This window comes from Streptomyces tricolor (assembly GCF_002155905.1).
GTDB classification, from domain to species: Bacteria; Actinomycetota; Actinomycetes; order Streptomycetales; family Streptomycetaceae; genus Streptomyces; species Streptomyces tricolor.
Genome location: NZ_MUMF01000380.1, coordinates 1 through 12,208, shown reverse-complemented (window position 1 = coordinate 12,208; position 12,208 = coordinate 1). Strand labels below are relative to the sequence as shown.

Here is a 12,208-nt window from a genome sequence, read left to right as displayed (position 1 = left end):
CGGCCGCGCCCACGCGGCGGTGACGGGAGGTCAGGAACCCGGGAAGCAAGGAACCTTGGAACCCAGGGGACAAGGTTCCTTGGCCGGGGCGGAACAATCAGAAGACTAGCACGACCGGCACCCGGCACGGAAGCAATCCAGCCAACCATCCCGAACCGGAGACGAACCGCGTGCGTCATACTGTGAGCCCGGATAAAATCTGGGCTCAGAACACACCACCTCTCCCGCTCGCATCCTGCCCGAGCAAACGCCGAGGGCGCCGAGCTTCACTCTCGAAAAAACCGGGAATCACCGCCACAGAAAGCCTCGACAGAACACGAGGCGGAAAGCATGGATTCGCATACCGCACCCCTACGGCTTTCTTCAGTCTGACCCGCCATCAAAGCTCCAGGGATTTCCGTCCGTGGTTCCCTCTGGAGGCTCGGGAATTCCCTCGCTTATACATCGCCATAGCCTGCCCTTTGTTCCAAGGTGTCGAGTTTACAAGGTTCCTTGGGGGTTGGTTTGCTGGCCGGATAAGGGGCGTTCTCGGGGAGTAGTTTTGTCGTCTCATCGATGTGTTGGATTGTCTCGGTCACGTTCTCTGCGGGGGCGACCGAGGCGGCGGTAACCGAGGCGCCGGTAACGGGCTGCTGGGCGTTGCCTCGGGGGCGCTGCGGGGCGTCTCGGGCCTGCATGCGGCCGTCTCGGAGCCGCGGGAAGCGGTCTCGGGGCCGCGCGCGGCGGCGGTCGCCAACGCGCGGAAGGGGAGCGCCGGCGCCCCGACCCCCCGCCGGGAGTCCCGGCCGCCCTGCCGCTCCCCTTCCTTCTTCTCCAGGGCGACAGGCGTGCCCCGGGCCTGTCCGGGCGTGGTCGGCTCATGGTGAGCGTGGTGGTGAGCGGGCTGTTCCCGGCGCACGACGGCCCGACCATGGACCCGGCCACGCTCACCACGGTCTCTGACCATGGCTTTGACCTGCGAACCTTGGAACCTTGGAACCTTGGAACCTGTCTTCCATTGCTTCAAGGCTCCTTGGTTGTCAGGTTCCTTGATTGTCAGGTTTCTTGGTTGCTGGCTTCCCTGGGTGCTGGGGTGGTGGGGAGTTGGATCGGGTGGGCGGCGATCCAGTCGCGCAGTGCCTCGGTTACGGCGGCCTTAATGGTGGTCCCGTGGAACACGGCAGCGAGCCTGAGCGCCTTCTGGACGTCCTCGGGCACGTCCGTGGTCATCGGCTTGTCCTTGGGCGCCGGCTTCGGCGCCGAGGGGGGCGCGGCGGGAAGCTGGGGCGTCTCGGGGACGGGGTCGTACTTCGGCATCAGGCAGCCTTCTCCAGTTCGCTGATTCGGGTGCGGGTCCAGGTGTAGACGTCGCGGAAGAGAGCGGCCATGTCGCGGCCCTGAGATCCGTTCTCGGCGATCGGTCGCGCGTTCTCCGACATGTCTTTAAGTGACGTCAGTTCGGGAATACGGACGGGACAGACTCCGCCCGGTCCCGAGATCTTTTCCATTTCTTCGGCGCGGTTTTTGTGTACGGCGAGATTGCGGTACCGGTTGACGATGATCCCAGCAATTCGCAGATCCTCGTTGAGTTTGTGGCTGTCGCGCTCGATGCGTTCCCGGATTCGGCGGGCGGATTGCACCGCGTCGAACTCTGCCTCACACGGCATCAGCACGTAGTCGCTCGCGGTCCATGCAAGGTCGATTTGGTGGCTGAGCAGAGAGGGCGGGCAGTCAATGAGCACCAGATCGAAGGGCGCGACCACGCCCGTGAGGGCGCGCAGCAGTCGGCGTTCGGCGGCGGGCTGGCCGGCGGTGAGCGCGAGGAGTTCGAGGTCGAGGTCTGCGGGGGCGACCATGATGCGCTCGGTGTAGATGCCGCCGTACCCGCAGGGCGTGAGGATGCGGGCGGCGTCGCCGCGGCCGGGGTTGGGCAGGACGGCCGCGAGGCTGGCGGCGGCGCGCTGCTCGGGCGCGGCTGGGAGCTGGGCGCGGAGTCGGCGGGTGACGTTGCCTTGAGCGTCCATGTCGATGACCAGGACGTAGTGCCCGGTCTCGGCCGCTGCGACCGCGATGGCCTGTGTCAGGAACGACTTGCCGATGCCGCCCTTGTGGTTGGCCACGGCGATGTGCGGGGGCACGTCGGTCTTGTCGCGGCGGAGCTGGGCGAGCGCCGCGAAGTACGGCGACGGGTCGGGAGGGCTGCTCATCGCGTCTCCTGTCTCAGGGGGAGGGCTGTTTCCTCACAGACCTTGGCACACCGGAACTCAGGAACCACGCTTCCCGGGAACCTTGCCTCCTTGGAGTACAGAAACCTTGACACCTTGGTTCCTTGGCCTCTGAGCGCTTCGGGCGGATCCGCCCGGCCCGGTAGGCTCCGTGGCTGGCCCGCGCCGGACGCCGCTGGCACGGGCCAGCTTGTTGTTGTCGCGCTGTCGCGTCCGGCTCACCACCCAAGGGGCAGGCGGGTCTCTACCCAGGTCACAGCTCACGACAGCACCACGGGCGACAGGGACCTGCTCAGGCAGGCTCCGGCCCCTCGGCGGCTGTGCGCGCCGCCGGTCCGGGTCCGAGAGTGCGCCGTCCACCCTCGTGGAGCGGCTGTGGGGCGCCCAGGACGCCACGGGCGCGCAGCTCCGGGAGATCGGGGAGGCGGACGGCTGGGAGGCCGCTCAGGTCCGCTTCAGCGGCGCGTACGCGGCGTGCGGGATCGAACGGCACGGGTCCGGTGCCGAGAGAACGGCGCTCAGCGGTCATGGGCGGAGATCCTACGGCGCAGCGGGGCGCCGACCAGCCCCCTGACGGACAAGGGTCCGCCGGCCTCGTCCGGTCGGCGCGCGGCGGCCAAGTCCCGGCACAGGCGCACAACGGTGCCCCCGGACCGCTCGATGGTGTCGGTCCGGGGGCACCGGTTGGGAACCGTCGGCCCGCGACGGGGGGCGCGGGCCGACGGGGTCTTATGTCACCACGGCGGGTGGCCGGGGGCGGGGTTTCAGGCGTCGCCGGCCGCGATGCGCTCCCGACGAGTGCGCGTCACCTTCAGCCGGCGCGGGTCGGCGGCCGGCCACTCGTCGCGGCCGGGAGCGCGCAGCCAGACGACGCCCTGGCGGATGTCCGTGACGATCGCCCGGGTGCCGTCCTCGGTCACCTCGTCGCCGACGCCGGGCAGTTGTTCGGTCGCGTTCACCAGCTCACCTTCAGCTCGGCCCATGTCCGTTTGCCCCACGGGCTGGTGCCGGACCCCAACAGGTCGTAACCCCACCGGTCGGCGAACTCCTCCACCAGCAGCAGCCCGCGGCCGGAGGTGTCGTCCGGGCCGGGCGTGCGCAGCTCGGGCAGCCGGCGCGGCGCGCGGTCGACCACGGCGAGGCGGATCCGGTCGGGCGCGGGGCGCTCCACCAGGACCCGGACCGAGGGACCCCACGCATGCCGCACCGCGTTGGCCACCAGCTCCGACAGCACCAGCGCTGCCGTCTCTGCCTCGGCCTCCAGCCCCCAGGCGGCCAGCGCCACCCGGGCCAGACGGCGCGCGTCTTCCGCCGTCTGCGCCTCGCGCGGCTTGGTGAGGTTGTAGCCGGGGTGCCCTGAGCTGTGGGGTCGCACTGCGGTCATAACGGTCATCGCCAGACCTCGGGTCGGTAGTGGGTCGGTCACCGACCGTAGGAGCGGCGGGGGGCGGCGAAGGGTACAGCCGGTACCCCCTGCCCGAGGGGTACAGGTTGTACCCCTACGCGGCGACGCCGAGTTGACGCGCGAGGCCGCGGGCGTCGTCCCGGATGAGCGGGCTGCCGTTCTCGGCCAGGTCCATGACCGTGCTGCGGGTGAACAGGTTGAACCGCGCGGTCTCCGGGCTGGCCTCGTAGGCCTTCTTCAGCAGGTGGACGACGGAGACGGTTTCGCCTTGCAGGCTGTAGGCGCGCGCGGTCTCGATGATGTGGAAGCTGCGGCGGGTGGCGGACTGCATGGTGCCCAGGTCGATGTGGGTGGCGGCGTCGACCGCCTCTCCGGCGCGGACGAGGTCGGTCTTCATGGTGATCGCGTAGGCGTCGACCATGCCCCTGCCGAAGATCAGCCAGGGGTGGGCGTAGCCGTCGCCGAGCCGCTTGGCGGCTTGGTCGGCCTTGTCCCAGTGGTGTTCGGCGCTGCCCTTCTGCCCGATCTTCGCGTAGGACAGGGCGGCGGCCAGGTGCAGCAGCCCGGACAGGGCGATGTCCTCCGGGCCGCGCTCGGGGTCGAGGAGCTGGGTGGACTTCATGGCCAACTCGACGCGGGCCTCGTGGCGTTCGCCGGCGTCGCGGAAGACGTGGTTGAGGTACCAGGCGGCGCCTGCGATGGCGCGCGGGCTGTCGGCGTCCTGCGCGGCCGTCATCGACCGGTCGCCGGTCAGCATGACCAGCTCGGGTGCGGGCTGGAACGACAGGTAGAGCTGGGCCAGGTGGTAGGCCTGCGCGAGGCTGACCAGGACCCGGCGCCGCTCGGTGCCCTCGTGCGCGCGGGCGGCGTACTTCAGATCGGCCAGCAGCACGGGCAGCACGTTCGCCACCCGCGAGCGGTGGTCACCGAAGCCGTGCCAGGCCTGCCAGGCCTGCGCCACCCGGTCCGCGAGCACGGCGGCCGGCACCGGTTCCTGATCCCGCGCCAGCACGTCGTAGTCGGTCAGCGCCTCTTTCACCCGCAGCAGCGACGGGTGCGCCGCCTTGGTGTAGGTGGCGGCGGTCAGCCGCTCGTCACCGGTGAGGGCCGCGAGGTCGTCCACGCCGAGCGCTTCGGCCAGGCGCAGCAGCAGGGGCAGGCGGGGCATCCCCAACCGGTCGTTCTCGATGGCCTTGACCCATTCCGCGCTGCGGCCGACGAGGCCGGCCAGCACCGGCCGCGACTGCCCTTTGCGTTCCCGTGCCGTGCGGACCCGCTGACCGAACGTGCTCGGTCCGTTTCCAGCGTCGTGCGCCATGGTGGACTCCGTTCCTGACGTCGCACTCAGGACGGTACCCGCGCCCCAGCGCGCGGGGACACACTTCGGCCCGCACTCCCCCGTGGGAGGCGGGCCGTTTCCGGTCGGCCATCCGGGGTGTTTGCTGGTGGAGGCGACCGGAAACAGCAGGGGTTCCCGGCTGCTGTGGTCCGCAGATCTGCGGACAGTCGGCCGGTTGGGAGTGGTCGGGATGAAGATCTGCGAGGGGCCCGGATGCGCGCGGGTGCTGGCGTCGGCCAGTGGGCGGGGAGGGCGGCCGAGGCGGTTCTGCTCCGAGCGCTGCCGTGCCCGGCATCGTCGGCTCATGACCCGGATCGACCGGAACGCCGAGCGCCGTGAGGTGCGCCTCGATGGCGTCGCCGAGCGGCGGTACGAGGTGCGGTCGGCGGCGTATGCGGTGGCCAGCGCCGCGCGGCGCCTGGCGGCCGAGCTGGACACCGAGGCCGAGCGGCCCGACTGGCAGCAGTCGGCCTGGCACGGTGCACTGCGGACGCGGGAACCCTGGCAGCCGGCCGGCCGCTACACCACGGCGGCGCTGAGGGTGCTGGACGAGGCGCACCGCCTGGTGGCGGCGGCCGTTGCCGCCGACCGCGCCGCCGGGTGCGACTGGGCGCTGATCGGCGCCGCGCTCGGGGTATCCGCGGACACCGCCTCCCGCCGCTACCGCACCGCCGCACCCGGCGCGCCCGCCGAGAACCGGTCGGCGCGGTAGGCCGGCCGGCTACCAGTCCAGGGACGGGCCGGACAGTCGGCCGTCGTACGACGACGGCTCCTCGCCGTACACCGGGCGGTCGTACGCGTCGTACCGGTCACCGACGTCGCCGGCCGCGCAGACGCACACCCCGCCCTCGAACAGCCCGGCCTCGCACTCCTCGTCGTGGGCCACCGGCCGCCGCCTGGTGCTCATCGCCCCACCCCTTCGTTGGTGCTCTTCGTCGTGCCGCTCAACCCTAGCGATCAAAAACGGCTGTACGGCCCCGTGAGCGCCGAACTCCCAGCCGGACGGGGGATTTGCCGCAGCGGCGGGTGATCGGCGCCCACAGGTGCATCCAGTGCCCACAATGGGGCTAGAGCGGCGCGGGATCCCGCTCGGCCTTCTCCCCTTCCTCAACTGCGGCGACCGCACGGGCCACGGCGGCTTCCCACTCGGCGTCGGCGGCGCGCTTGGCGTCCTCGGCCTTGATCCGGCACCGCGCGCACAACCCGAGCGTCATCACGGGCCGTCCGCATTCTTCGCCGCCGTGGCCGGGGCAGGTGCCGTCCTCGCGCGCCTCGGCGGCGATTGCCGCGTGGTGCGCGATGTACTGGCAGGTCTCGCACGTGCCGCCGCCGCGCACCACGCGCCCGCAGCCCTCGTCGCACTCCGGCCAGCCCTGGCACCGCCCGCACACTTCCCCGCCCGGCGAGTCCCCACCGCACTCGGGGCACTCGCCGCGCACGCGCCGGGTGATCGCCTCGGCAACGTCCCGCTCGGCGGCTAGCGTCGAGGACGGCAGACGGTCGCGGCATGCGACGGCCGCGCGGTCCTGTTCCTCACCGTTCACCTGCGCTGGCAGCATCGCCGTACGGGGCGTGCGCGGCAGGTTCCGGATCCGGGCCGCGATTACCGCCCCCGCGCTGCGGCGGATCGGCCCGTCCAACGGCGCGCTCAGGATCGTCACCAGGTCGCTCAACCGCCACGGCTCACCAGCCGCCTCGGAGTCCGCGATCCGCATGTCCAGTTCCCGCGCCTGATCGGACAGCACCTTGCCCGCGACCGCCAGCTCGGGGCGCGCCCGCCCGACCCGGGTCAGCACCTCCATGCCCGGCGTGGTCTCCGGCCCGGCCACTGCCCCCGGGTCAGATTTCTGGTCTGCCGTGCCCGGCGCCGCTTCCCCGCTGCTGCCGTTTCCCGGCGCGGCGTCAGCCGCCGGGTTCCTGCCCCCGGCCGTGGGCCGCCCGTCCGCCTGTCCTTCCTTGGAACCGCTCGCGTCCGTCCGTCCGTCCGTTTCGCGCGCGGGTGCGTCCTCTACCGACACGGATGGACGGACGGAACCCCGCTCATTTCCCGTGTCTACTGACTGGTTGCTCTTACTGCATTGGGGATCTTGTAGTTCCCCCGCCGACGACTTGTAGTTCCCCCGCCGACGACTTGTAGTTCCCCCGTGGGCGTCCGGCGAGGTCTCGTCACGGGGGGTCTCTGAGTTCCCCCGTGGGTCTGTGCCCTGGTCAGAAGGGGGCGTCTTCTTCGCCCGCGGCTTGCCCTTGTCGGCCCGCTGCTTCTTCGCGGGGGGCGGGGCGATCGGCGGCCGATCGGCGGGAGTGAGCGGGGGCCGGCCGAGGCGTTCCCGCTCGGCGTTGATCCGGTCGATGTTGCTGAACCAGGCGTAGGGGATCAGCAGGTCCCAGACGACCGGCCGGCGGTCCGCCCGGTAGTGGCGCACAAGGTTCTGGTCCCCCTTGGCGATCAAGCCGCGCTTGGTCATGTTCCGCCAGCAGCGCTTGACGGTCTCCTCGCTCACGTGGGCACGCGCGGCGATCGTCTCCTTGGACAGCCAGGTGCCGCACCCGTCCGAGTCCGCCTTGTCCGCCATCGTGCTCAGCACGGCGTACTCGTTCACGTCGGCCACGGGAGCATCACCGCTGAGAACCCACACCATCGCTTCGAGGCTCACCGGGTCACCCCCGCCCCCAGGTGCCGGGGGACGGAAACCCCGCTCGCGGGGGCCTGCGCCTGCCTGATCGGCGCCGTTTCGTTGACGCTGCTGTGGGGGGCTGCGCTGCGCTGGGCTGCGGCTGACGGGTCGTGCTTGCCGGTCATCCGGCTGGTCCTTCCCGGCCTCCTTGCGGCAAGCGCCGCGTGACGAGTGCCCCACATGGGTACACTCGCCGGAGACCTTGTCTGGTCGGCCCGCCGCCACTCCGGGATTGCCGTCCCAAGTGGAGCCACGGTGGGCCATTAACTTTTGGTGCAGGTGAGACTACGCGCCGTTCGGCGTAGGACCGTTCACCTGAGGTGATCACGTTCCGGCCGACACGCTGTAGGTGTCCTTGACCTTGACTTCGGTGACGCCGCGGCCCTCGGTGAAGACGGCGCGCCAGTCGCCGATGACGTGCAGTTCGTCGGTGCCCATCGCGCGGACCACGGTCAGGCCCTCGTCGTAGGCCTTGAACGCCTTCATCCAGAGGTTGGCGAAGGCCTGTGAGCGGATGAGGTGCATCCAGTCCTGGCGGTAGATCTCGCGGTTGTAGTTCGACTCTCCGAGGGTGGAGACGAACTTGCTGTACATCGCCTTCACGTACTCCAGCGTGACGTCGTCGCCTTCGGCGATCGCTTTGTCCCGGGCGTCCTTGAGCGTGATCCGGAACTTCTCCAGCAGGGTCTCCGTGGCGCCGGACGTCCACGACTCGTGGATGACGGGCGGGTCGCACAGGCCGTACTTCGGGGCCGAGATGCGCAACAGTTGGCGCAAGGTCGGCTCACCGACCCAGACCGGGCCCGGTTCGTCGCGGGCACCGATCGGGTTGGGCAGCACCGCGCCGTGTTCCCACTCCGGCGGGGTGATCAGGTGGAAGCCGGAGCGGCGGCGGTCGTGCTGGTTGCCGGTGGAGTGCTCCAACTGCCCCAGCGGCAACCACGTCTTGAGCGCGGACAGATAGGCGCCGTTGATGTCCAGCGCGGTCACCTCGTGCTCGCCCGCTGGCAGCTCGGGTCGGGTCCACTTGGGGCGGGCCTCCCAGATCTCGTCCGCGCCGCGCGCGCTCTTCTTGCGCAGGATGTCCGGCAGCCACGGGTGCGCGACGATGTCGTACCGGCCGCCCTTGCGGCTGTGGTCCAGCAGCACCATCGCGTCCGGGATCGCCCGCTTCACCAGCGCGGCCGTCGCCGCTTCGACGTCGCCGGAGTGCTCGGCCAGCACCGCGGCGACGGCCTGTGCGATCCGGTCGGGCGTGTCGGCGGGGCGCACCCGCCGCCCGACCGGAGCGACCCGCACACCGCCACCGGATCCGCGCCGGGCGGGCCGGCGCCGGAGCGCCGGGGGTTCCTCGGCCGCTGCGGTCGTGGGCGTCGGTGCGGAGGCGGGCGCGGTGGTGACGGTGGTGACGGCCGCGGAGCACTCAGCGGGGTCGAGGTGCTGCGGGTATCCGGCTACCTCGTGCCGGGCGGGCTGCCCGCACAGCACGCACGGCTGCGGCTCTGCAAGCTCGGCCTGGTCCTCGTTGCCGTCCGCTTCCTGTGCAGGTGGCGCGGGGGGCCCGGCCTCGGCCGGCGGCTCCGCGGCGACGGCCGCGCGGGCGCGGATCTTTTCCTCGGCCTGCCGCAGGAAGTACGCGTACTGCTCGCGCGTCTCGCCGCTCGGGTCGCGGCCGGCTTCCCACCCGCCGAGCGTCGACGGGCTCACCCCGAGGGCGCGGGCCACCTCGGCGCGCGACAGTCCGACCTCGTCCCTCAGCTGACGCCGCCGCTCGGCGGGCGGCAGCGGGGCCGGGTCGGGCGCGGACGCAAGGAGGGCGTCGATCGCCGCGAAAGGCCGCTTTGTGCTGGGCATATGGGTAACTCCCATGTTTCACGGGCTGGTCGCACAAGGGTCAGGAGTCGTTCTTGCTGCCCTTGGGGCGTTTGTCGCGGACGGGCAGTCCCTCGGCTTCCAACCAGCGGTAGAGAACCTGGGGGCCGACGCGCGCGAGTTCGCGGATGCGGTTGCGGCCGGCGCCGAGCCGGGCTGCTTCGACGGCGCGCGGGCGGATCTCCTCGGTCAGGACCTTCTCGGCCTGTTCGAGTAGTTCGGCCCGGCGCCGGCCGGCCTCAGCAACGGCGCGCAGCGCTGCGGCCTGTCGTTCTTCGGGAATCTCGGTCACGGGCAAAGCATAACCAGAAAAGCATTGCCAGTGTCAGTGTTGCATCGCAGATGGTTTTCGTGTCATGGTGATCCCGTCCCCGGAAACGGGGGCGGCCCCCAAGCAGGAGTTTTTGGCGATTCGCCTGCTCAGGGGCCTGTAGACCGACCCTGCCTACGTGCATAGGAGGGCGATCCTTCATGGATCGTATCGTTGGTGCGCCCATCAGCGCGCCCACCCGCGATCTCGTCGAGCACCTGGTGCTCGACGACGACACCCGTCCCGGCTACGAGCCCGAGCCCGACACCGCCCCCACCATCCCGGCCCCCGCGATCGGGGGTGTGTCGTGGCGCTGAAGAAGACCGTCACCGTGGGGGAGTACCTGAACTCGCTCCAGGCCCCCACCTCTCAGCCCAAGACGAAGACCGAGAGGACGCTGGACGCGGCCAACGCCGACGTGCAGCGAGGCCTCACCGGGGTCAGCGCGCAGGGCGGCATCCCGAGGATGTCTCGGGGGTTCCGCCGATGACCGCCTTGGACGACACCACCCGCGAAGCCGTCCGCGCCTACTACCGGCTCCACAAGGCCACGGCCGCCGCGATGGCCGACCCGCTCAACCCCGGTGCGGACGAGACCTTGTTGAACGCGGCGTGCGAGGCGCACGAGGCGATGAAGGCCGCCGGCCTGCTGGACTGCCCGCCGCACGAGGTCTTCGCGCTCGTTCGCCAGGAGTACCCCGACTTCGACCCCACCGCCTGATCAACCGCCCCACTGAACCCCCTCGCCACGGAAGTGCACCCGCGCCGGAGTATGGGCGGGCGGAGCCACCGTGACAGCCCCCGGAACACGGCGTGAGGCCGCCGGATCGACTCCGGTACGGGGGCACCACCGGCAGGACCCACTAGGAGAGGACAGCAGTTGAAGCCCGAGTTGATCACCCGCGCAGAACTGCTCCGCTGGGCCGAGGAGTGTGAGCGACTGGCGATCCGCAGCGAGGAAGCCGCCCGCGACGGTGAACGCGTCGCCGCCGACCCCTCGCGCAGCGAGTACACCCGGGCCTGCGCGGCGCGGGCCGCCGAAATCGCCCGCGAGCACGCGGCCGAGTACCGGGCGGAGGCCGTCGTCATGCGCGACGGCGAGGTGCCGGAGCCCTACTGGCACCTCTACACCACCGACCCCGAGAACCTGTGACCCTCGCCCGGACCATCCCTCAGCACGACGGAGGACAGCACGTGACCACCATGATCGAACCGCGCACCGAGGACTCCTCGGGGCACCCGAATGTGCCGAGGCCCGCGGACCCCGAGGCGCCGGCCGCCGGGACGGCCCCCTCCGACCCCGCCGCGGAGCCCGGTACCGAGGCCTCGGCCAAGCCGGCGCCCGCGCCGCGCCGTCGGCTCGTCATGGTCATGTGGGCGGTCGCGGTCGTCGCGGTCATCGCCGGACTGGCCGTCGCCGCCGTCGGGTTCGGCCTGTCCTACAACACCCTCGTGGACGCGGCGCGCGGCTGGGGGTTCGGGCCGAGGGGCAGCTACGCCGTACCGATCGGCATCGACGGGCTGATCATCGCCCTCTACTCCATCGATCTGGTGCTGGTCTGGCGCAAGATCCCCAAGCCGTCGCTGCTGCTGGCCGCGCATGCCGTCACCGCCGTCACGGTCGTGCTGAATGTGACGGCCGCCGCCGACAGCGCCCCAGGCAGCCCCGGTGTGTGGGAGGCCGTGCAGACGGACCCCGGCCGGCTTCTGTCCCACGCGGTGATGCCCGTTGCGTACGTCCTACTGACCGAGGCTGCACGCCACGCGATCACCCGCATTGTGCGGCTGGAGTCCGGCAAGGGCGTTCTCGCAGTGCACGCGTGGCTGCTGGACCCGCGCGGCACGTGGAAGGTGTGGCGCAGGTCGAAGCTGTGGGGCTACGACTACGACACCGTCCGGCGGCTGGAGCGCGAACGCGCGATCTACCGGGTGTGGCTGAAATACCGGCAGGAGATCGAGGAGGCCCGGGAGCAGCACCGGCAGCAGGGCGGCACCGACGAGACCTTTGACGAGAACGGCACCGTGACCGTGCTGGACCGCCTGCCCGATCTGCTGGCCCCGTACGGCGTCACCGTCTCCGAGGCCTTGGCGCTGCCCGACCAGATGCGCCGTGAGGAGCAGGAGCGGCGCAACGCCCGGGAGCGCGCCGAGCAGGAGCTGCGGCACCAGGCCGAGGCCGCCGCCCGCGAACTGGCCCACGCCGAGACCATGGCCCGGCTCGCCGCGCAGGCGGAAGAGATCAAGGAACAGGGCAAGGTCGACGCGCTGAAGGCCACGGTGGCTGGCGAGCGGGAGGCGGCCGAGCACCGCGCCCGCGCCCTGGCCAGCACCGCCGGCATCGAGGCGGACGCCGCCGCGCGGGCCGCCGAGCGCGCGGCCACCGAGGCCGAGCGCCGCGCCGCCG

The 12,208-nt window shown here is 71.3% G+C and carries 15 protein-coding genes; 6 read left to right on the top strand and 9 right to left on the bottom strand.

All coding sequences use genetic code 11. From position 1 onward, the window contains the following. Positions 1-1,035: 1,035 nt before the first annotated feature. From CCN44_RS25945 to CCN44_RS25920, 5 genes are all read right to left on the bottom strand, one after another. A complete protein-coding gene (locus tag CCN44_RS25945; RefSeq protein ID WP_086700018.1) occupies positions 1,036-1,296 on the bottom strand; it encodes a hypothetical protein in 261 nt (86 codons plus the stop codon). Further along, complete coding sequence (locus CCN44_RS25940; protein WP_086700015.1) at positions 1,296-2,186, bottom strand: ParA family protein; 891 nt, start codon at positions 2,184-2,186, stop codon at positions 1,296-1,298. The genes CCN44_RS25945 and CCN44_RS25940 overlap by 1 nt, the downstream gene beginning before the upstream one ends. Positions 2,187-2,968: 782 nt before the next feature. Further along, entirely contained in the window at positions 2,969-3,163 is a 195-nt protein-coding gene (locus CCN44_RS25930; RefSeq protein WP_086700009.1) for a hypothetical protein, read from the bottom strand. After that, on the bottom strand, positions 3,160-3,597 hold the full coding sequence (locus tag CCN44_RS25925) for an ATP-binding protein (protein WP_086700006.1): 438 nt from the start codon (positions 3,595-3,597) through the stop codon (positions 3,160-3,162). Before CCN44_RS25925 ends, CCN44_RS25930 begins: the two co-directional genes overlap by 4 nt. Before the next feature lie 106 nt (positions 3,598-3,703). Continuing rightward, positions 3,704-4,927, bottom strand: a complete 1,224-nt coding sequence (locus CCN44_RS25920) for a helix-turn-helix domain-containing protein (protein WP_086700003.1) — start codon at positions 4,925-4,927, stop codon at positions 3,704-3,706. Positions 4,928-5,252: 325 nt separating this feature from the next. On the opposite strand from CCN44_RS25920, the gene CCN44_RS25915 reads away from it, so the two are divergent. Further along, entirely contained in the window at positions 5,253-5,660 is a 408-nt protein-coding gene (locus CCN44_RS25915) for a hypothetical protein (protein ID WP_086700000.1), read from the top strand. 9 nt (positions 5,661-5,669) lie between these two features. Here the strand turns inward: CCN44_RS25915 and CCN44_RS25910 are convergent, their stop codons facing one another. The 4 genes from CCN44_RS25910 to CCN44_RS25895 all read right to left on the bottom strand — a co-directional run bounded on the left by CCN44_RS25910 (position 5,670) and on the right by CCN44_RS25895 (position 9,787). Beyond that, entirely contained in the window at positions 5,670-5,855 is a 186-nt protein-coding gene (locus CCN44_RS25910; protein WP_086699996.1) for a hypothetical protein, read from the bottom strand. A gap of 160 nt (positions 5,856-6,015) precedes the next feature. Next, the gene (locus CCN44_RS25905; protein ID WP_143649970.1) at positions 6,016-7,449 is read right to left on the bottom strand and encodes a hypothetical protein; all 1,434 of its coding nucleotides are present in this window, start codon (positions 7,447-7,449) and stop codon (positions 6,016-6,018) included. Positions 7,450-7,947: 498 nt separating this feature from the next. Beyond that, on the bottom strand, positions 7,948-9,477 hold the full coding sequence (locus CCN44_RS25900) for a helix-turn-helix domain-containing protein (RefSeq protein ID WP_086699989.1): 1,530 nt from the start codon (positions 9,475-9,477) through the stop codon (positions 7,948-7,950). A gap of 40 nt (positions 9,478-9,517) precedes the next feature. After that, positions 9,518-9,787 (bottom strand): hypothetical protein, encoded by a 270-nt coding sequence (locus tag CCN44_RS25895; RefSeq protein WP_086699986.1) that lies wholly within the window; start codon positions 9,785-9,787, stop codon positions 9,518-9,520. A gap of 179 nt (positions 9,788-9,966) precedes the next feature. Here CCN44_RS25895 and CCN44_RS44540 point away from each other — a divergent pair, with 179 nt between their 5' ends. The 5 genes from CCN44_RS44540 to CCN44_RS25875 all read left to right on the top strand — a co-directional run. Further along, positions 9,967-10,122, top strand: a complete 156-nt coding sequence (locus CCN44_RS44540) for a hypothetical protein (protein ID WP_158103148.1) — start codon at positions 9,967-9,969, stop codon at positions 10,120-10,122. Next, a complete protein-coding gene (locus CCN44_RS25890) occupies positions 10,113-10,295 on the top strand; it encodes a hypothetical protein (RefSeq protein ID WP_086699984.1) in 183 nt (60 codons plus the stop codon). The genes CCN44_RS44540 and CCN44_RS25890 overlap by 10 nt, the downstream gene beginning before the upstream one ends. Beyond that, the gene (locus CCN44_RS25885; protein ID WP_086699981.1) at positions 10,292-10,525 is read left to right on the top strand and encodes a hypothetical protein; all 234 of its coding nucleotides are present in this window, start codon (positions 10,292-10,294) and stop codon (positions 10,523-10,525) included. Before CCN44_RS25890 ends, CCN44_RS25885 begins: the two co-directional genes overlap by 4 nt. A 159-nt stretch (positions 10,526-10,684) precedes the next feature. After that, positions 10,685-10,957, top strand: a complete 273-nt coding sequence (locus CCN44_RS25880; protein WP_086699978.1) for a hypothetical protein — start codon at positions 10,685-10,687, stop codon at positions 10,955-10,957. Positions 10,958-11,007: 50 nt separating this feature from the next. Next, on the top strand, positions 11,008-12,208 hold a 1,201-nt coding region (locus CCN44_RS25875), incomplete at its 3' end, for a DUF2637 domain-containing protein (protein WP_244203964.1).

Bases quoted from the DNA above. Each gene is read 5' to 3' on its own strand.
- CCN44_RS25945 (WP_086700018.1), bottom strand. From the start codon at position 1,296: ATGCCGAAGTACGACCCCGTCCCCGAGACGCCCCAGCTTCCCGCCGCG.
- CCN44_RS25940 (WP_086700015.1), bottom strand. From the start codon at position 2,186: ATGAGCAGCCCTCCCGACCCGTCGCCGTACTTCGCGGCGCTCGCCCAG.
- CCN44_RS25925 (WP_086700006.1), bottom strand. From the start codon at position 3,597: ATGACCGTTATGACCGCAGTGCGACCCCACAGCTCAGGGCACCCCGGC.
- CCN44_RS25920 (WP_086700003.1), bottom strand. From the start codon at position 4,927: ATGGCGCACGACGCTGGAAACGGACCGAGCACGTTCGGTCAGCGGGTC.
- CCN44_RS25915 (WP_086700000.1), top strand. From the start codon at position 5,253: ATGACCCGGATCGACCGGAACGCCGAGCGCCGTGAGGTGCGCCTCGAT.
- CCN44_RS25910 (WP_086699996.1), bottom strand. From the start codon at position 5,855: ATGAGCACCAGGCGGCGGCCGGTGGCCCACGACGAGGAGTGCGAGGCC.
- CCN44_RS25900 (WP_086699989.1), bottom strand. From the start codon at position 9,477: ATGCCCAGCACAAAGCGGCCTTTCGCGGCGATCGACGCCCTCCTTGCG.
- CCN44_RS44540 (WP_158103148.1), top strand. From the start codon at position 9,967: ATGGATCGTATCGTTGGTGCGCCCATCAGCGCGCCCACCCGCGATCTC.
- CCN44_RS25885 (WP_086699981.1), top strand. From the start codon at position 10,292: ATGACCGCCTTGGACGACACCACCCGCGAAGCCGTCCGCGCCTACTAC.